This is a genomic window from Moraxella ovis (assembly GCF_900453105.1).
In the GTDB taxonomy this organism is placed as follows: Bacteria; Pseudomonadota; Gammaproteobacteria; order Pseudomonadales; family Moraxellaceae; genus Moraxella; species Moraxella ovis.
Genome location: NZ_UGPW01000001.1, coordinates 2,028,462 through 2,047,474, shown reverse-complemented (window position 1 = coordinate 2,047,474; position 19,013 = coordinate 2,028,462). Strand labels below are relative to the sequence as shown.

The following is a 19,013-nucleotide window of genomic DNA, read 5'->3' as shown; positions in this document are numbered from 1 at the left end:
TAACTACGGTGCGCCATCACAAAAGCTAAAAACTTTAAGGAAATGAAGTGGGATTTAGCGTTTATATATGCCAGCTCCAAGAATAAAAGAGTAATTAAAATGACAACCAAACAAGAAATCCTAGCTTCTGGTAAACAACCCGGGTTTATTTATCCAAAAGTAAAAGTGATTTTGGCTTACGCTTTTGTTGTCCCTATGATTGGATTTTTGCTGTCTTTCTTGGGTTTGTTGATAATTGTCTTATTAAATCAGCAAAGCATGAATAATTATGGGTTTGCCCTCATCGTGGCATTTTTTATCATTGCTTTTGTTGTCGCCATTATTCCTGCTTTGATGATGGGTGTTTGGATTGCTAAAAGTCAAATTTACATTAAACAAAAAAAGGATTATATTGGTCTATTTTTAAAAGGATTTTTGTGCTGCGTGGTATTTTTGATGCTTGCCATTTTATTTTTGATTATCAATGATTTGGCAAATGGATTGCCCGCTCATTATATATCAAGCAGACTTTATGACAATTCTATCAAACAATACCCTGTCATGATACTATTTACCATGATTGGCGGAATCTCATCAATGCTTTGTGGTAAGTTATTTTTACCAAAATTTCCCTACTAATTTTTATCATAAAAGCTAAAAAATTTAGGAAATGATGTGGGGTTTGGGGCTTATTTACGTCAGCCCCATGCAAAATTTAACTTTATGGCATTGTCAGCGATGATTTTAATCGCGATGATGGTTAGTAGCCAAGGCAGGATGCGCTTGAGCCATGGCATGGGCATGCGGTGGCGCAGCTTGGTACCTACCCATGAGCCGATGATGGCGCCGATGATCATCATCACGATTACCTGCCAATAATCCACAAACACAAAGCCCATCGACACATACATGATGAGCTTAATCAAGTGCACGATGGATATCATGGCAGAGGCGGTTGAGACGACGACGTGGTTGTTGTTGTATTTTTTGATGAGTAGTGGCATGTGCATGGGACCCGGCGCACCAACAAAAAGACCGATACCTGTCTGCAAAAACCCAATCATGCCAAAGTTCTCAAAACTCTTTAATAGCTCATTAAATTTATGCGACCATTGGGTAAGCAAAATATAAAAGCCAATCAACAGCGGAATCAGGTCAAGAAGCTTGATGAAGCGCACTAGAATCCCAAATACCACTGCGCCAATCAACGTACCGATCAGATAGGGCTTGATGTATGTCATGTCCACGTGTCTGCGCCCAAACCACGCGCGACTGGCATTGCTGGCAAACTGAGTTGCGCCATGCACCGGAATGATGGCAACGGTTGGTAGGAACATCGGCATGACCCCCGCCAAAATCATGCCACCACCAAGCCCTGTGATACCAGTCATGGTTGAGGTGAGAAAGTTGATAAAAGACAGCAGTAATTCAGACATGATGATTATCTTAAAAATACGAAAGTCATTTTATCATAGCTTGGGTCATCTGATAAGCTTTGTAAGCAGCGTAAAAGAACGCCTTTAAAAACATGATATAATACACAACCCACCCACCGATCAAGCAGGCATTCACTCATCATGGCAAGACAACAACGACAAAGGCGCAGACCCTCATCGTCCAACACCGCATCACCAATCACCTTGACCATCAATGGGCTAACCCATGAAGGGCGAGGCGTGGCAGTCTATGGTGAGATGCACGGCGACAAACAAGGTAAAAAAATCTTTGTGAATTTTGCGCTGCCTGATGAGACAGTGATGGCAAAGATTACGCATTCTAAGAAGTCATTTGATGAGGCGGATGCTGTTAGCATTATGACAAAAAGTCAGGACAGACAAATGTCTTTTTGTCAGCATTATGGAGTCTGTGGCGGATGTAGCCTGCAGCACTTACAGGCAGATGCTCAGATTGCTCATAAGCAGTCGGTACTAGCCAACCATCTGATGCATCACGCCAAAGTCATTCCTGATGTGTGGCTGCTGCCTGTGATTGGTGATCGTGCAGCCTATCGTTCCAAGGCTCGTCTAGGTGTGCGATATTTGCCTCGTGGTAATGAGCTGATCGTGGGATTTCGAGCGCGTTCGAGTAATTTTTTGACAGATGTGGCTGATTGTCCCATTCTGGATGTGCGTATCAATGAGTATTTGCAGGCTTTAAAAGACATCTTAAAACAGCTAACCGCCAAGACGGACATTACGCATCTAGAATTTGCTGTGGGTGATGAGCATTCCCAAGTCGCCATGATTGTCCGCCACATCAAGCCGATGAACCGTGCTGATCAGGCGGCGCTCGTTGAATTTTGTCGATCGGTTGGATGGCGGCTGTACCTACAGCCTAAGGGTGCTGATAGTGTGCACCGTATTGATGCTAAGGATCTGCCGAATACTCAGACCGTTCCGCCTGTCGGTGGTCTGTATTATCATTTGCCTGATTTTGATCTTATCATGGAGTGTTCGCCGCTCGATTTTACGCAGGTGAATCTGTCGGTGAATCGCCAGATGATTAAGTTTGCGTGCGAGCTGCTTGACCTACAAGAAGGCGAGCGCGCGCTTGATCTGTTCTGTGGATTGGGTAATTTTAGCTTGCCGTTGGCGCGTATGGCGGGTCAATCTGGTCAAGTCATTGGCGTGGAAGGTAGCACTCAGATGGCCAAGCGCGCTGAGATGAATGCTGCTGCCAATGGCATTCATCATGCTAAGTTCTACGCTCAAGATTTAACTCAAGATTTCTCAGATGAGCCATGGGTGCAGGATGTGGATGCGCTGCTCATTGATCCACCACGTGCAGGCGCGCTAGAGGTCATGGCATATCTTGGCAAATTTAACGCCAAGCGCATCGTATATGTCTCATGCGATCCTGCCACGCTTGCGCGTGATACAGCGCTGATCACCGCTCAGGGTTATCGCCTGACCCATGCAGGCGTGATGGACATGTTCTGCCATACGTCGCATGTAGAGAGCATTGTAAGATTTGAAAAGTCATGATGGCACAAAACATGCTAAACTACTGATGATGTGAGATTTTGATGATGGATGATCATGAATAGATTTCGTTTTGGCTTAAAAAGCGCGTACGGGCAGCTGATTTTATTGGTGTTTTTGCCGATTGTGGTGCTTGCCCTGGTGGGTGGTTATTTGGTGTTTAGCGAGGTGCGCCGTGCCGTACTTTCTGAGCAGGACGTACTTGCGCAGGCGGCACTGCTTCGCTATGAGACTGCTGCCGAGCCATTATTAAGCCAAATTGGTCAGGATGCAGAGTCTCAGCTGGCACTGTTTGATTCTGAGCTTGCCAATAAAGTGCTGACCTACGGCATCCAAAATCACCAAGATGCAGGCGCGCTTAGCGGTGTGCTAGAGGGTGTCAATTCGATGCGCACTCAACGTGTACAGCGCCTCGCCATCATCAAAAATGACGGATCAGTTTTGCATGCGATAGGGGTTCAGGCAAGCGCGCCTTGGGGTGATTTTGATGTGAATGCGCCGCACGTACTGCGCTTAGATACTGGCTATGGCACGGCATATGGCAATCCTTTGACGGTGAACGGCGAGCGTTATTGGCTCATGGTCGAGATGGACAACGAGCCTTTGACCATTACTTATTATCATGTGGCGCTGGCGTTATCGATCACGGGACTGATCACGATTTTATTGTTATTGCTGATTTTAAATATTTATTCTAAGCGCTGGATCGCGCCCATTTATGAGATGCGATTGTATCTGCAACGCTTGGATGCGGATAATCTATCGACGCCTGTGACGGTGCGTGCCGATGGTGAATTTTCACTGCTGCAGCGGGATTTTTTGAGGGCGATTAGAAGGCTTGAAGGCAGCTTTAATGAGCTAAAAAATCACGCCGAAGAGACCGAGCGCGACCTACAACAAGCCTTTGACGAGATGGAAATGCAAAACATCTCCATCCGTAACGCGCGCGATGCCGCCGTCTCAACCAGCCAAGCCAAATCGGCTTTCTTGGCGAACATCAGTCACGAGCTGCGCACCCCATTAAACAGCATTGATGGCTTTATTAATCTGCTCGCCAGAAAAGAAGGTCTGACCAGCGAACAAAACCTATACGTCCAAACCATTAAAAAATCATCCGCGCACCTGCTTGCCTTGGTGAATGACGTGCTTGATTTTTCAAAGATTGAGGCGGGTAAATTGGTGCTTGATCGCCATGAGTTTGATCTGTATGCGACAATCTATGATGTGGTGGACATGCTGTCACCCGCCGGACTTGAAAAGCATCTGCGTCTGGCGGTACTTTTCTATAACGATGTGCCGACCAATGTGGTGGGCGACAGCCTGCGTGTTAAGCAGATACTGACGAATCTGGTGGGCAATGCGATCAAATTCACCGACACGGGTGGGGTGGTGGTACGCGTTAGCCTATCGGACAGACGTGACGACTATCTACACATCGCGGTGGAGGATACGGGCAAAGGCGTGAGCGAGGCGGATAAGGCTCAGCTATTTAAGAGCTTTAGCCAAGGCGATCTGTCGGTAACGCGTCGCTATGGGGGTACGGGGCTTGGGCTTGTGATCTCTAAGCAGCTGACGGTGATGATGGGTGGCGAGATTGGCTTTTTTGATAATAACAGCGAAAACATCGCTCAGATGGGGGCGACCTTTTGGTTTGAAATGCCGATAGGTCAAGCGCATAATTCGGATGTTGCGATATTACCGCCTGCCATTCGAGCCAATATCTTAGTGTGGATTAACCATGCACCTGCTTTGCAGGTGTTAAAGGCAAGTCTGGCCGGCACAGGCGCACAGATTACCGAGGCTATCGGTTTGGCGGATTTGCTTGAGCAGCTGGATGGCGAGCATGATTTTGATTGGGTAATTGTCGATAACTTCGGTCAGGATGCGGCTCAAGATGATATCGGTGCGATCCTAAGGCAGATTCGCCTGCGCTATCAAGGACGATTGGCGGCATATGGCTATCAGGTGGGTGTGGATGGCTCACTATTAGAGCGTTATCATGCCAGCGCGCTGTATGAGCCGATGGATAAACGACAGCTTTATGATTTATTGTCAAATCATAAAACCGACAAGCCGACCAGACAACAAAGATTCACGGGCGCGCGCGTGTTGGCGGTTGATGATCATCTGCCGAATCTGCTGGTGCTTGAGGCACTCTTGGGTGAGCTTGGCGTTGAGGTTGTGACAGCGGGTAGTGGATTTGATGCCATCGAGATCATGACCAAAACCGTCACAGGCACGAGTGCGCCGATTGACCTGATTTTTATGGATGTGCAGATGCCTAGAATGTCAGGGCTTGAGGCGAGCATTCAGATTCGCAAGATTGAGCAGGCTCATCTAGCGACGCCTGTGCCGATTATCGCGTTGACTGCACACGGACTGTCTGATGAGAAGGATCGATTGGTCGCATCGGGTCTGAATGATTATGTAGGTAAGCCGATCGGGCACATGCAACTCGTTCAGACGTTAGAGCGTTGGCTGCATCATGGTGATGAAGAGATGCCCGCTGCCCAAGTTCTGACCCAAGAAGCCGAGACTATGCAAGCTACCATCAATATTAATGAGTCAATCAAAGACAGCACCGTCATTCCACCCGAATCTCAAGGTGTGCTGGCTGATATTGATTGGCAAGACGCCTTGAATCGCGCGGCGAATAAATCGGACTTGGCAGAAAAACTACTGACAATGATCATCGAGAATGCCGAGAACGAAAAACAAGAACTAGAACGCGCATGGGCGGAGCGAAATCGCAGCGCACTTGCGCAATTGGCGCACCGCATGGTGGGCGCATCGCGCTATACGGGTGTGCCAAGATTGCGCCAGATGGCGGAGATTTTTGAGACGAATTGCCGTGCTGACATTCACGCGGTAAATGCCAGCCATTTTGTCAGCATGCGACCCAGTTACCGCGCGCTCATCGATGCGCTTGATAGCTTGGATGCGATCGACCTTAAGGCTTATCTATCAGGCCAGACGGTGGATGAGACGCGCATGAATTGGAAGATGTAGCTTAGCTGACTTCGGTGTTGACTTTGGATTTATAAGTTAATAGTCATTACTTTAGCCCATAGACGATGACGCCCATCCTGTGACTGATGCAGGGTGGGCGTTTTGTTTTTGGATTAATCAGAGTGAAAATAAATGTCAGAAATTTTGGTAATTTTGCTTATTTTAACCAAAAATCATCGCCGATTATTCGCCAAAACCTGTTATAATGACGCCATTTATTTTTCTATTTTTGTAAAGGTATCGCCATGATCAGCACCATCGCAGGGCATCGTTTTTTGACGGATTTTCAAGCCAAAAAATTGGCAGCTCAGCTAGAACAAAAAGTAGGGCTAAAGATTAGCGCACTTGACAGTCAGCAGGTTTATGTTTTTGATCAAGCCATCAGTGGCGCTGACCATACTAAGGCAGTAAACCTACTTAACCAAGGCGAAGAAGTTGCTCTAAAAGGCGCTCAAGCTAGTCAGGTTCAGGTTGTGGTGGCGCCGCGTTTTGGCACGATTAGCCCGTGGGCATCTAAGGCGACCGATATTTTTAATAACTGCGGCGTTCAGGTAAATCGTCTTGAGCGCGTGGTGGTGTTCACATTGACGGGCGATGATCTGCCTGCCAAACTGCCAGCTGCGGCTGAGGCGATTCTGCATGATCGCATGACTCAAAGCTTGGTGTATGACTTGGATGATGTGGCGGCGCTGTTCATTGATGGTGAGCCTGCGCACCTTGAGCATGTGGATATCATGGGACATGGGCGTGACGCTTTGGTACGTGCCAATACTGAATTTGGCTTTGCTTTATCAAGCGAAGATATTGATTATTTGGTTGAAAATTTCACCAAACTGGGTCGTAACCCGACTGATGTTGAGCTGATGATGTTCGCTCAAGCCAACTCAGAGCATTGCCGTCACAAGATCTTTAATGCTGAATGGACGATTGATGGCGAAGTACAGCCAAAATCATTGTTCAAGATGATTAAAAATACCCACGAACAAAATTCAGAAGGCATCTTGTCTGCTTATAAGGACAATGCGGCGGTGATGGAAGGCTTTGAGGCGGCGCGTTTTTATCCTACTAAGAATGATGCAGGCGAGGCGCAGTACGGCTTTCATGATGAGCAGATTGACATCTTAATGAAAGTAGAGACGCATAATCACCCAACTGCGATCGCACCGTTTGCGGGTGCGGCGACTGGCGCAGGTGGCGAGATTCGTGATGAGGGTGCGACAGGTCGTGGTGGTAAGCCAAAAGCAGGCTTGGCGGGCTTTAGTGTGTCGCATCTGCACCTACCGAACATGCCTGAAAAATGGGAAACTTCTGGCAAAGTATCTGCCAAAGAATATGGCAAGCCTGAGCGTATGGCAAGTGCGCTGGACATCATGATTGATGGTCCTTTGGGTAGTGCTGCTTTTGCCAATGAATTTGGTCGTCCGAATCTAAACGGTTATTTCCGCACTTTCCAACTAGACACATCCGCTGAGCAAGACGGCAGCCAAATGCGTGGCTACCATAAACCGATCATGATCGCAGGCGGTTACGGCAATATCAAGCGTAATTTGGTGCAAAAAAACAGTATCCAAGAAGGTGATCTATTGATCGTACTTGGTGGTCCTGCCATGCAAATCGGCTTGGGCGGCGGCGCAGCCAGTTCTGTGGACAGCGGTGAGTTGGATGAAGGCTTGGATTTTGCGTCTGTGCAGCGTGATAATGCTGAGATGGAACGCCGCTGCCAAGAAGTCATCGATACCTGCTGGGCGATGGCACAAGACGGCAATGATAATAACCCCATCATCTCAATCCATGACGTGGGGGCAGGCGGTTTATCAAACGCCATGCCCGAGCTTGTAGATGATCACGAGCTTGGTGCGCACCTAAACCTACGTAAAGTACCATCACTAGAAAAAGGCATGTCGCCCATGGCGATTTGGTCGAACGAAGCCCAAGAGCGTTATGTGCTTGCCATTTCACCGCAAAGTGAGAAGCTTTTTGATGAGATCTGCGCACGTGAGCGTTGCCCTTATGCGGTGCTTGGTGTGGCGACCAATGTCCGCGAGCTAAAAGTGGACGACACGCTGCTGCCAGAACAACCTGTGGATATGCCAATGCAAGTGCTGCTTGGCGGCACACCAAAAATGAAGCGTAGCTTTAGCCGTGAGCCAAATGAGCTACATCCGCTAGACGTCGCTGGTGTGGATCTGCGCGAGAGCATCAAAGACGTACTTCGTCATCCAACTGTCGCCAGTAAGTCTTTCCTAATCAGCATCGGCGACCGTTCTATCACAGGTATGGTTACCCAAGATCAGTACGTTGGGCGCTACCAAGTGCCTGTGGCGGACTGCGCGGTAACGATGTCAGGACTGATGGCGGATACTGGCGAAGCGATGGCAATGGGTGAGCGTACGCCTGTGGCACTCATCAACCCTAAGGCATCAGCGCGCTTGGCTGTGGGCGAAGCATTGACCAACATCGCTTCAGCTCGCATTGCTAAGGTATCAGACGTAACGTTATCTGCCAACTGGATGGCGGCGTGCGGCGATGAAAAAGAAGACGCGGCACTATTTGATGCGGTGCATGCCATTGGTGAAGAGCTTTGTCCTGCCTTAGGCATCACCATCCCTGTGGGTAAAGACAGCTTGTCCATGAAAGCCAACTGGCAGGATAATGACGCGGACAAGACCGTTAGCTCACCAATGAGTCTGATCATCACTGCCTTTGCGCCTGTGCAGAATGTCGCCAAGACCATCACGCCAGAGCTTGTTAATGCTGATGCTAAGCTGCTTCGCTTGGATCTATCTCGTGGTAAGCTTCGCTTAGGTGGTTCTATCTTTGCTCAGACATTAAGCCAGCTTGGCAATGACTGCCCTGATGTGGATGATGCTACCGATCTTGCCAATCTTTTTGGCTTTATCCAAGCTGCGAACGAAGCAGGGCTGATCCGTGCGTATCATGATATTGGTGATGGTGGTCTGGTGGCAACTGCAGCAGAGATGCAGTTTGCCAGCCGCTTAAAAGTGAATCTGAATCTGACTGATGACAATCTGTTGGGTCAGCTGTTCGCTGAAGAGTTGGGTGCGGTGATTCAGGTGTTGCCAGCGGATGTAGATGCGCTACAAGCCCTTGCCAAAGAGCATGGCGTAGATGGTCTATTGACTGCTGTGGGTGAGACCTTTATCACGCCAGCAGGTGGCGCAGGTCAGGATGTATTAACCATCGCGACTGACAGACAAAATCTAAGCTTCACCCGTGCCGAACTTCAAAAAGAATGGACGAAAGTCAGCCATGCCATCGCCTCAATGCGTGACAATCCTGAGTGCGCTGATCAAGAGTTTGCCTTGATTGATGACGTGAATCATCATGGCTTGATCGCTCATGCCAACTATGAGTTAGACCTTGCAGTCGAAGCGCCTTATGTGAATAGCCGCACCACGCAACCAAAAGTTGCCATCTTGCGTGAGCAGGGCGTGAATGGTCATCTTGAGATGGGTGCAGGTTTTGTGCGCGCAGGCTTTGACGCTGTTGATGTGCACATGAGCGACTTGATGAGTGGTCGCATTAACCTACGAGACTTTGAAGGTTTGGTGGCGTGCGGTGGCTTTAGTTATGGTGATGTCTTGGGTGCAGGCTCAGGGTGGGCAAATTCAGTCTTGTTCCATGACGAGCTTCGTATGCAGTTCGCCAGATTCTTCCATCGTCCTGAGACCTTTGCCCTAGGTGTGTGTAATGGCTGTCAGATGATGAGTCAATTAAAAGAGCTGATGGTGGGTGCGGAACATTTCCCACGTTTCACCTTTAATAAGTCGGCACGTTTTGAGGCGCGCAGCGTTAACGTGCGTGTGGAGCGCACCAAGTCTGTACTGCTAAAAGGCATGCAAGACAGCATTCTACCGATCGCTGTGGCGCACGGCGAAGGCTATGCGCAGATGAGCGAGCAGTCATTAAATGAACTGACACGCCACGGCCAGATCGCTCTACGCTATGTGGACAGCCAAGGTAATCCGACCGAGCATTATCCGCTCAACCCGAACGGCTCGCCAGAGGGTATCACGGGTGTATGTAGCACCGATGGTCGTGTGACCTTGATGATGCCACACCCAGAGCGTACCTTGCGCGCGGTGAATCACTCTTGGAAGCCTGATGAGTGGACCAATGACGGTGCGTGGATGCGTCTGTTCCGTAACGCTCGAGCATTCTTGCGTTAATCAGATAGTGATATTTAATAAAAACGAGCGTCAGTAGGCGCGCGTTTTTATTGGTGGCATGAATACCAGATGTTAAGTAGGGTTGTGTTATTTAAATAATTTTTTATTTTACAAATCATTGATAATCTTGATAGAATACCGACGTATTATTGCGATTTGGTCTAGACAACTTAATCGCAAAGAAGTTTATTAACGCCCTAACGAGGATGCGGGCAACCATATTCTTTTTTTATTTTGGAGTACGTATGGAAATTACGTTAAATGGATACTACACGCTGATTTTGGCGACGTTGGTGCTATTGCTTGGACGCTTTTTGGTTAAGCGTGTAAAATTTTTGGCGGATTTTAACATCCCTGAGCCTGTGGCAGGCGGTTTGGTGGCGGCTGCTATTGTTTATAGCTTGAATGCTTTTTTTGGCTATTCTTTTATTTTTCAAAAAGAATTACAAACCGCATGTATGTTGATGTTCTTCGCATCTATCGGTCTGTCTGCTGATTTTAGCCGTTTAAGAGCGGGTGGTACGCCTTTGCTGGTTCTGTCAGTGGTCGTATCGGTGTTTATCATCATTCAAAACGCCGTGGGTGTGGGTTCAGCCATGGCGCTGGGTATTGATCCGATGCTCGGCTTAGTGGCAGGTTCGATCTCATTGACTGGTGGTCATGGTACGGCGGGTGCTTGGGGTGCTGACCTTGAGCAGACCTATGGCGTGGCAGCAGCGACAACTTTGGGTATTGCGTGCGCGACCTATGGTCTGGTGGCAGGCGGCATCATCGGTGGTCCTGTGGCAAGACAGCTAATCTCAAAACTAGGCCTAAAACCTAAAGAGTTGGAGCAAGCGAGTAGCTTATCTGAGGTTAAATCGCTAGATGGCGAACCTAATAAGGCTCTAAAAGACTATGCCGATGAAGAGATTTTTGAAAAATCAGACAGCACTCGCTTGATTACCGCCACATCAGCCATCGAAACTTTGGCGCTGTTCGCGGCGTGTCTTGCTTTTGCTGACATCATGACTGGCGTTGCCAAAGGTACTTGGTATGAGCTGCCTACCTTCGTGTGGGCGCTGTTTGGCGGCGTGGTGATTCGTAATGTGCTGACCAATTTGTTTAATTTTGACATGTTCGACCGCGCAATTGATGTGTTCGGCAATGCTGCTTTGTCATTGTTTCTAGCCATGGCATTGCTGTCATTGAAGCTTTGGGAATTGGCAGGTCTTGGTGGTCCTATCCTGATTATCTTGTTGATTCAGACGATCGTGATGATCTTGTACGCGTACTTTGTAACCTTTAACATCATGGGTCGCGATTATGATTCTGCTGTCTTGGCAGCGGGCCACTGCGGTTTTGGTATGGGTGCAACGCCAACCGCGATTGCAAACATGCAAGCGATTACAGATCGTTACTTGCCATCGCATAAGGCGTTTTTGATCGTGCCGATGGTTGGTGCGTTCTTCGTAGATATTGTTAACGCCATTGTGCTACAAGCATTTATTAAGTTGCCATTTATGTAAAACAACAAAAACCTCATCAAGTGATGAGGTTTTTTATTTTAAAATTATTTTTCTATTTGTGTAAAAATTGATTATGCTACAAACATTATTTTATATCAATTGTAAGATTTTGGGAAAATTATGGACATGATAAAAAAACTGCCCATCGTTGCAGGATTTTGTATGATGGGCGCTGCCGCCAACGCTCAAGACGAGCCAAGTCAAGCAGCTGATCAGGCTGATATAGCCACAGCTCAAGTGGTGGATGAGAGCTTGGAAAGTGAGGGTGCACCACCTGTTGAGCGCAATGCAGCCCAGGCAACTTGGCTTGATGAGAAGCGCTATGATGCTAAGGACTATCTGAATAAGACCGCGCATAAGATGGATAAGTGGTTCGGTACAACCGACCCTGACGAGCCTGCGCGCGCATCGCTTCGTGTGATGGTAGATACGCACTGGAATGAATATGATGGTACAACGGTCAAGCCCCGTGTGCGCGGTAAATTAAAGCTGCCGGCGCTTGAAAATCGTCTAAGCTTGGTATTTGGTGACGAGGATTTGGACGTTGAGCGTGATGGCGGTATTCATAATGACTCGCGTGTCGTTAGACATGCCGATCGCCGATTTGACAGACGCGAGGCAAGTGAGCAGAACTCATCCTTTGGTCTGCGCTGGTCAAAATTCCAAGAAAAACTAGGCGTTGAGACGGATGTTGATCTGGGTGTGCGTTCTGATGATGTGTTCATCAAGATGCGCGCCGAAAAAGAGTGGGAGCTGCCAAAAAATGTCGACATGCGATTTGAGCAGGTATATCGTTATGGCTCAAAAAGCGAACACTATACGCTATCTATCCTAGAATTTAGTCAGCCGCAATCTGCCTCGCGCACGCTCATCAATCGAACCCAACTAAGCTACACCAGTCAAGACACCGAAGATCTAAATTGGGGTAATAGTTTTTATCAGCAGCACTATTGGAGGGGTAAACACGGACGTCGTGAGTTTAGCTATGGCATCTATACAGGTGGCGACATCGAAGACAAAAAAGCCAATCTAAACATCTACGGCCCTTATGTCAGCTATCGTCAGCCTGTATGGCGCGAATGGCTATTCTTGCAGGGTGATGTCAGTTATTACAACAACAAAGCCGAGGATCATGATCATCATGTTGCTGCCTTTGGGCGTGTGGAAATGGTCTTTTAATTGTAAAAACACCAAAAAACGGATCAAGTGCGATCCGTTTTTTATGGGTTGTATTAAGCGTACAAAGCTCTTTATTGGCACTCAATAGGATTATAAATATCAAATCCATATAGCCATATCAAGCTTTTTATTGTCACAGCCCTAACATCTTCATGATGATGCTATAATGATCCTCAAACATCTGCTTGCCATCAAGCTCATGCAACGGCAACCAAAATGCACGACTGGCGTCATCACCTCCTTTGACATTGGGCAGGGCATCGCCTGTAAGCTCAGCATAAAACACGTTCGTGATGGTGCGACCGCGCGGTGAGCGATCTGGTGCGTCGAAGATCTCTTGGGATTTGATCTGGTCTTGATGGACGATCAGGCCGGTCTCTTCTTGTAATTCGCGCAGAGCACAAGTTAGCCATTTTTCATCTTTATCCAAGAATCCGCCCGGCAATGCCCACAATCCATGACCGTATTCGCCGCCACGTTCGATCAGTAATACGTGACCTGCCTGTACCACAAGCGCATCAGCAGTGCAGAATATTGGTGGATAAGGCGCGTCTTTCCATTCGGCCTTAAAGGCTTGGATGTGTTGATATTCTTGCTTTAGTCTCATATAGTCAGGCGTGCTGATGAATGATTGTAGGAAATTTTGCGAAGCATTAGGCATCCGCTCATCGATGATGCCTTGTTCAAAATACGCCTTACGCAGCGGGGTGGCAGACAGATTCTCAAAACTTGGCAGATCGATCGCTGACCAATTGGGGAACAATGATAAATAATAAGAGCTGTCGTCCTTGGTGTGTCCGATGATGCCAATGCGATCTTGTCCTTGGGTCTGATGGTGTAGGGCGCTTTGGATGTTGTAGAGCCACTGATGGTCGTTGTAGAGCGTGTCATCGATGGGTAGGCAATGAATGCGAGCTGCCCCATCGATGACTTCGGTGTCACCAAATGCACCTACAATCATCTGCTTGCGCTCATCGAAGCTAAATGGATTCTTGATGGTGCGCGGGCTGTTGGCCGAGCCGATGAGCATGATGATATTCTTGGCACGTTGTAGTGCTTCGGTGACGACGAATTTATGCCCGTCATGAAATGGCTGAAAACGCCCAATAAATACCAAATAATCAAATTCGTACGTCATAATTATCCTTAAAAAATTAAAAAAGTTTTGTTAATCGGCTTGATAAAATGGTGCTATGTTACCATATAAAGAGCAAATAAACCGACTAATTTAGTCAAGATTTATGACTTTCTAATATTTTATAATAACTTAATCAAAAAGAGCCAGCCATGAGTGACACAGACAGCGCCCGATTGACCAGCAACATCATCATCACACCCAACGCCCAAGCCTATCTTGCTGACTTATTAGCCAAGCAAGAGGTTGAAGGTATTGGCGTGCGTATCTTTGTGGAATACCCAGGTACGCCGCGCGCCGAATGTTGCATGAGCTACTGCCAGCCTGATGAGATCGATGAGGCAGATTTGCAGATTCCTTTTGAAGCGTTTACCGCACACATCGATGCGCCGAGCATTCCTTATCTGCATGATGCGGTGATTGATTATAATAAAGATCGCTTCGGTGGTCAGCTGACTTTCCGCGCGCCTAATTCAAAGGTGCCTCAAGTGGGTGCAGATGCCAGCGTTGAAGAGCGCATCAATTATGTCCTGCAATCTGAGATCAACCCGAATCTTGCCAGCCATGGCGGCATGGTTGAGCTTGTAGATCTGATCGAAGATGAAGCAGGACTGACCGCGGTACTAAAATTTGGCGGCGGCTGCCAAGGTTGTAGTGCGGTCGATGTGACGCTGCGTCAAGGTGTTGAAGTGCAGTTAAAGCAACAAATTCCAGAGATCATGCACGTGATTGATGAGACCGACCATTCTCAAACTCAAAACGCATATTATAAATAATCACGTGTGATAGACGAACACAAAAAAGACCTGATATTATTCAGGTCTTTTTTGTGTTCGTCTATTAACCCAGTATATCTGCCTTAATGGCTTGATAAACTGATACACTTAAGCGCGGACCGAACTGAGTTACGATACGACCTGCCACAGCCGCTGCCAGTGCGCCGCATTCAGACAGGGCGTGACCTTGAGTGTGCGCGTATAGGAATGCACCAGCGTAGTTATCGCCTGCGCCATTCGTGTCCAGCACATTATCGATGACGGCTGATGGTGCGCTGATGATGTCGTCGCCTTGCTTGATGAGCGCAGGCTTGTCGCTGTTGGTGACCACAACCAAGGTCGCAAATTCACCAAGTGCGCGCACTGCCGATTCATGGTCATCAGCGCCAGTATAGAGCATGGCTTCTTCGAGGTTGCAGAATATCGCATCCACGCCGCCTGATAGCATGGCATCTAGACCTTCTTTGGCGAATTTTACCACCGCAGGGTCAGCAAAGCTCACCGCGACTTTAACACCTTCTTCTTTTGCCTTAGTGTGCAGGGTGCTGATGCCTTGGGTGATGGTCGGTGACATGGCAAGATAACCTTCTAGGTATAGCCATTTTGCACCTGCCAGAGTATGAAAATTGATGTTGTTGCCATTAATTAGGCTGCTCGTGCCCAAATGGGTTTGCATGGTACGTTCGCCATCTGGGGTGACCAGAACGGCGCATGAGCCTGTCGTTCCATCTGGATCAATGGCGACATCTGCGTCGGTCGTGACGCCTGACTCTTCTAGGTCTGATAAATAAAAATCGCCCATGTCATCGCCGCCCACGCGGCAGTTGTAGAACGCACGACCACCCAATGACGCGAAAGCCACCATACTGTTGGCTGCCGAACCACCGCCAGCTTGCTTGGCAGGGTTTACGCCTTGGTCTTTTAGGGTGTCAAATAACGCGCGCTGACCTTCTTCTTCGGCCAGCGTCATGTTACCACGAGTCAGACCTGTGGCGGTCAATGCGTCGTCGCTCACCTTAAATTCGGTGTCCACTAGGGCGTTGCCAATGGCGATGATATCAAACATAAAAATCCTATCAATTAAAATATAAAGCAGTAAACATAAAAACACAGCCAAGATAACCTTGGCTGCATTCTAAAATAAATCATTCGACGGCTAATTGTACCACAAGTAAGTCAGCATCCACATCAGGTAGGATGCTGTCTGCGGTCGCACCTGCTAGCCATGCTGATAGGCCTGTGCGCTTATGCCGGCCGATGACTACGAGGTCGATGGCATTGTTTTGGCAGTAATCAACGATGCCTTTACGTCCTGAGATGGCGGTTTTGATTTTGACATTGTGCGCTTGTAAGCTGTTACGCGCCAAGACTTCCGCCAGTCGAGTACGCGCTTCTTGGCAGCGTTCATTGTCAATCTGCTCATGCAGGGCAGAAGCTGGAATCAGCTCATAACCAAAACCCAACATGGTCTCTTCAACAATGTGCAGTACCGACAGCTGAGCAGCAGGTGACGCATCCAAAATCCATTTTGCTTTCGCTGCGACCAAATCCGTGTCATCTCGTAGATCAGTAACCAATAAAACGTGTTGATACATCGCATTCTCCTTGTGATGGGCGACATGCCCTTTTGATTTAGTATAACAAAATTCCCACCCATCGTCAGCTAGATTTTTGACAAATTTTGGCAGTACTGGCGCGGTGTTTGGGTGTGATTTTGAGTGCGTTCAATGAGTATTTTGAAATGGATTAAATTGCCTTTGGGTGATCGTTATGCTGATCGCTACTTACTTAATTCGGTTTTGTTGTTTTAAATTTGGCAGGCTTATTATTAACATAATGGCACTGTAGTTTTTGTTGATAATCAACCCATTTTATTGGAAAGTGCCATGACAAATTTAACCATCACTCCAATCAAACCAACCATCGGCGCCGTCATTGACGGTGTGGATCTAAATAATCTAACAGAAGAGATATTGGCCGAGATTAAGCAAGCGCTGCTTGATCATCAAGTGATTTTCTTTCGTGATCAGGATTTGCAGACTGAGGCTCAAGTAAAGCTCGCCAGATCATTTGGTAGTCTGCATATCCATCCTGTCTTCCCAACTGTGCCGAACATCTCTGAGGTCATCGTGCTAGACAGCCATGCAACCGACCTGCGTGATAACGAGCTTTGGCATACCGATGTAACCTTTAGTAAGACGCCACCCTTGGGCTGTGTACTTCGTGCGGTCAAAATCCCATCGTCAGGGGGTGATACTCTATGGGCAAGCGGTACGGCAGCTTTCGAGGCGCTTGATGATGACATCAAGCAAAAAATCCAAGGCTTGACCGCCATTCATGACATTCGTCTGTCATTCCCAGAAGAGCGCTTCGGCGGGGTGAGCGATGAAGAAAAGGCGCACCTAGAAGAAATCTACCGTAAAAACCCACCTGTGCCGCATCCTGTGGTGCGCACGCACCCTGATACGGGTAAGCCGATTTTGTTCGTTAGTGAAGGATTTACCTCACATATTGAGGGATTGTCTGAGGATGAAAGTAGGGCGCTGCTTGATTTTTTGACAGAGCATACTGTCAAAGAAGAGTTTCGTCTGCGTTGGCAGTGGCGTGAGGGCGATGTGGCAATTTGGGACAATCGTTGCACGCAGCATAAGGCGATGTTCGATTATGGCGATGCACACCGCATCATGCATCGAGCGACGGTAAATGGCGATGAGCCTTATTATAAAAGTTATACAAGCAGTGCTGCGTGATGAACTTTGAGGGTCGGTCAGTAGCTCTCTGCCGACCATCATGATCAAAACCATCTATTAAGGACGAACAATGAGTGAATCTAGTCAGTCAAAACAAGGATTTAAAGTCAGCTGGGTCTATGCCATGGCAGTGGGCTCGGCAGTGGGTTGGGGTGCATTTGTGCTGCCCTATGAATGGCTGTCTTCATCGGGGCTGCTGGCGGTGGTGACAGGTTTTATTATCGGTACGTTATTGATCGGCGTCATCGCGGTGAATTATGGCTATGCCACCAAGTCTTTGCCGGTGACGGGCGGTGGGATTGCCTTTGCGCTGGCGACGTTTGGGCGGACGCATGGATTCATCGCTGGGTGGGCGCTGATGTTGGGTTATGCAGGCATCATCTCGCTGAATGCCTCAGCAGTCACGCTAGTGCTTCGCCTAATCATCCCTGAGGTCATGATGCAGGGTGCTTTGTATGAGATATCAGGCTGGACGATTTATGCGCCTGAAGTGGCGGTATCGTCGTTGTTTTTGATTGGTTTTGCTTATTTGAATGCTAAGAATACCGCCATTTCAGGTCGCGTGCAGTTTTTGGCGGTGGTGCTCATGCTAATTGCGGTGGTGACGGTGTTGGTCGGTACAGGCTTTCATTTTGCCTCACAAGATTCATCATTGCCATTATCTCCGCCGGCACAGGTTGGATTCTGGTCGGCGGTGAGTGCGATCGTTGCGTTTGCGCCTTGGGCGTACGTAGGGTTTGATGGAATTCCACAGTTGGCAGGCGAGTTTCGATTCTCCGCCAGTAAGATCATGAAGTTACTCATCGCAAGCATCATCAGCGCAAGCTTTTTGTACATTATGGTCATTACGGCAGCGGCATTCGCTTTTGGGGATAACATGGCGGCATTTGGCAGCAGCTCATGGGAGACGGGTGTGGCGATCTCATTGGTGATGGGCAAGTCTGGACTTGCGCTCATGGTGGTGGCGGTGAGCATGGGCGTATTGACGGGCTTGAACGGCTTTTATGTGGCGGCGAGCCGTGTCGTACTGACGCTAAGCCGTAGCCAGATGTTACCACCGGTATTTGGCAGGCTAAATCCTAGGCATGGTACGCCATCGACAGCATTCTATGCCATCATGGTATTGTGCTTAATCAGTCCTTGGTTTGGGCGCGCGGCACTGTTGTGGATTGTGGACATGACGAGCGTGGGCATTGCGATTACGTTTTTTTATACCTGTGCTTGCGCTTATAAATTGGGCCGTGATGGGTCGGTGTTCGGCATTCATGCCCAATCACCAAGCCAAATCCAGCAGGTATTTGGATTGTTGGGTATGCTAATTTCGGTGGGTTTTTTGTTGCTTTTATTGCTGCCTGATTCGGTGGGCGCACTTAGCACGCCATCGCGTTACGCCCTTGCGGTTTGGGTGGTTTTGGGGGTGGCTTTTTATGCCATGCGCCGCGATCATTTGCAGCATAAAAGTGATACAGAACTTAGACAAATCCTATTTGCCAAAGTCAGTTGATT

The 19,013-nt window shown here is 48.2% G+C and carries 13 protein-coding genes; 9 read left to right on the top strand and 4 right to left on the bottom strand.

The features are described from left to right. The first annotated feature begins 99 nt into the window (after positions 1-99). The gene (locus tag DYD54_RS09835; protein WP_063514730.1) at positions 100-618 is read left to right on the top strand and encodes a hypothetical protein; all 519 of its coding nucleotides are present in this window, start codon (positions 100-102) and stop codon (positions 616-618) included. A gap of 59 nt (positions 619-677) precedes the next feature. Here DYD54_RS09835 and DYD54_RS09830 read toward each other — a convergent pair whose 3' ends face one another. Further along, positions 678-1,415, bottom strand: a complete 738-nt coding sequence (locus DYD54_RS09830) for a sulfite exporter TauE/SafE family protein (RefSeq protein ID WP_063514729.1) — start codon at positions 1,413-1,415, stop codon at positions 678-680. A gap of 141 nt (positions 1,416-1,556) precedes the next feature. Between DYD54_RS09830 and rlmD the strand changes: the two genes are divergently transcribed. The 5 genes from rlmD (at position 1,557) to DYD54_RS09805 (ending at position 12,846) form a co-directional block, all read left to right on the top strand. Next, positions 1,557-2,963: a 23S rRNA (uracil(1939)-C(5))-methyltransferase RlmD gene (gene rlmD / locus DYD54_RS09825; RefSeq protein ID WP_084260699.1), complete on the top strand. Its 1,407-nt coding sequence runs from the start codon at positions 1,557-1,559 to the stop codon at positions 2,961-2,963. 54 nt (positions 2,964-3,017) lie between these two features. Further along, positions 3,018-5,969 carry a hybrid sensor histidine kinase/response regulator gene (locus DYD54_RS09820; RefSeq protein ID WP_370446598.1) on the top strand — a complete coding sequence of 984 codons (2,952 nt, stop codon included), beginning with the start codon at positions 3,018-3,020 and terminating at the stop codon, positions 5,967-5,969. Between the two features lie 245 nt (positions 5,970-6,214). Further along, positions 6,215-10,159, top strand: a complete 3,945-nt coding sequence (purL, locus tag DYD54_RS09815) for a phosphoribosylformylglycinamidine synthase (RefSeq protein ID WP_063514727.1) — start codon at positions 6,215-6,217, stop codon at positions 10,157-10,159. 245 nt (positions 10,160-10,404) lie between these two features. Continuing rightward, positions 10,405-11,667, top strand: coding sequence for a sodium/glutamate symporter (gltS, locus tag DYD54_RS09810; RefSeq protein WP_063514726.1), 1,263 nt, complete (start codon positions 10,405-10,407; stop codon positions 11,665-11,667). 120 nt (positions 11,668-11,787) lie between these two features. Then, positions 11,788-12,846 carry a hypothetical protein gene (locus DYD54_RS09805; protein WP_063514725.1) on the top strand — a complete coding sequence of 353 codons (1,059 nt, stop codon included), beginning with the start codon at positions 11,788-11,790 and terminating at the stop codon, positions 12,844-12,846. A 133-nt stretch (positions 12,847-12,979) separates the two neighbouring features. Here the strand turns inward: DYD54_RS09805 and DYD54_RS09800 are convergent, their stop codons facing one another. After that, a complete protein-coding gene (locus DYD54_RS09800) occupies positions 12,980-13,984 on the bottom strand; it encodes a bifunctional nicotinamide-nucleotide adenylyltransferase/Nudix hydroxylase (protein WP_063514724.1) in 1,005 nt (334 codons plus the stop codon). A gap of 149 nt (positions 13,985-14,133) precedes the next feature. Between DYD54_RS09800 and nfuA the strand changes: the two genes are divergently transcribed. Further along, entirely contained in the window at positions 14,134-14,757 is a 624-nt protein-coding gene (nfuA, locus tag DYD54_RS09795; RefSeq protein ID WP_063514723.1) for a Fe-S biogenesis protein NfuA, read from the top strand. Between the two features lie 64 nt (positions 14,758-14,821). Here the strand turns inward: nfuA and DYD54_RS09790 are convergent, their stop codons facing one another. Together DYD54_RS09790 and DYD54_RS09785 are read right to left on the bottom strand one after the other, a co-directional pair. Beyond that, positions 14,822-15,823: an adenosine kinase gene (locus tag DYD54_RS09790; RefSeq protein WP_063514722.1), complete on the bottom strand. Its 1,002-nt coding sequence runs from the start codon at positions 15,821-15,823 to the stop codon at positions 14,822-14,824. Between the two features lie 79 nt (positions 15,824-15,902). Further along, on the bottom strand, positions 15,903-16,352 hold the full coding sequence (locus DYD54_RS09785; protein WP_036367234.1) for a universal stress protein: 450 nt from the start codon (positions 16,350-16,352) through the stop codon (positions 15,903-15,905). A gap of 279 nt (positions 16,353-16,631) precedes the next feature. Here DYD54_RS09785 and tauD point away from each other — a divergent pair, with 279 nt between their 5' ends. Then, entirely contained in the window at positions 16,632-17,507 is an 876-nt protein-coding gene (gene tauD / locus DYD54_RS09780) for a taurine dioxygenase (protein ID WP_115265759.1), read from the top strand. A 70-nt stretch (positions 17,508-17,577) separates the two neighbouring features. Beyond that, a complete protein-coding gene (locus DYD54_RS09775; RefSeq protein ID WP_063514720.1) occupies positions 17,578-19,011 on the top strand; it encodes an APC family permease in 1,434 nt (477 codons plus the stop codon). Positions 19,012-19,013: the final 2 nt, after the last annotated feature.

Coding starts and splice junctions, on each gene's coding strand:
- nfuA (WP_063514723.1), top strand. CDS start 14,134: ATGAGTGACACAGACAGCGCCCGATTGACCAGCAACATCATCATCACA.
- purL (WP_063514727.1), top strand. CDS start 6,215: ATGATCAGCACCATCGCAGGGCATCGTTTTTTGACGGATTTTCAAGCC.
- DYD54_RS09800 (WP_063514724.1), bottom strand. CDS start 13,984: ATGACGTACGAATTTGATTATTTGGTATTTATTGGGCGTTTTCAGCCA.
- DYD54_RS09835 (WP_063514730.1), top strand. CDS start 100: ATGACAACCAAACAAGAAATCCTAGCTTCTGGTAAACAACCCGGGTTT.
- rlmD (WP_084260699.1), top strand. CDS start 1,557: ATGGCAAGACAACAACGACAAAGGCGCAGACCCTCATCGTCCAACACC.
- DYD54_RS09805 (WP_063514725.1), top strand. CDS start 11,788: ATGGACATGATAAAAAAACTGCCCATCGTTGCAGGATTTTGTATGATG.
- DYD54_RS09785 (WP_036367234.1), bottom strand. CDS start 16,352: ATGTATCAACACGTTTTATTGGTTACTGATCTACGAGATGACACGGAT.
- DYD54_RS09830 (WP_063514729.1), bottom strand. CDS start 1,415: ATGTCTGAATTACTGCTGTCTTTTATCAACTTTCTCACCTCAACCATG.
- gltS (WP_063514726.1), top strand. CDS start 10,405: ATGGAAATTACGTTAAATGGATACTACACGCTGATTTTGGCGACGTTG.
- DYD54_RS09820 (WP_370446598.1), top strand. CDS start 3,018: ATGAATAGATTTCGTTTTGGCTTAAAAAGCGCGTACGGGCAGCTGATT.
- DYD54_RS09790 (WP_063514722.1), bottom strand. CDS start 15,823: ATGTTTGATATCATCGCCATTGGCAACGCCCTAGTGGACACCGAATTT.
- DYD54_RS09775 (WP_063514720.1), top strand. CDS start 17,578: ATGAGTGAATCTAGTCAGTCAAAACAAGGATTTAAAGTCAGCTGGGTC.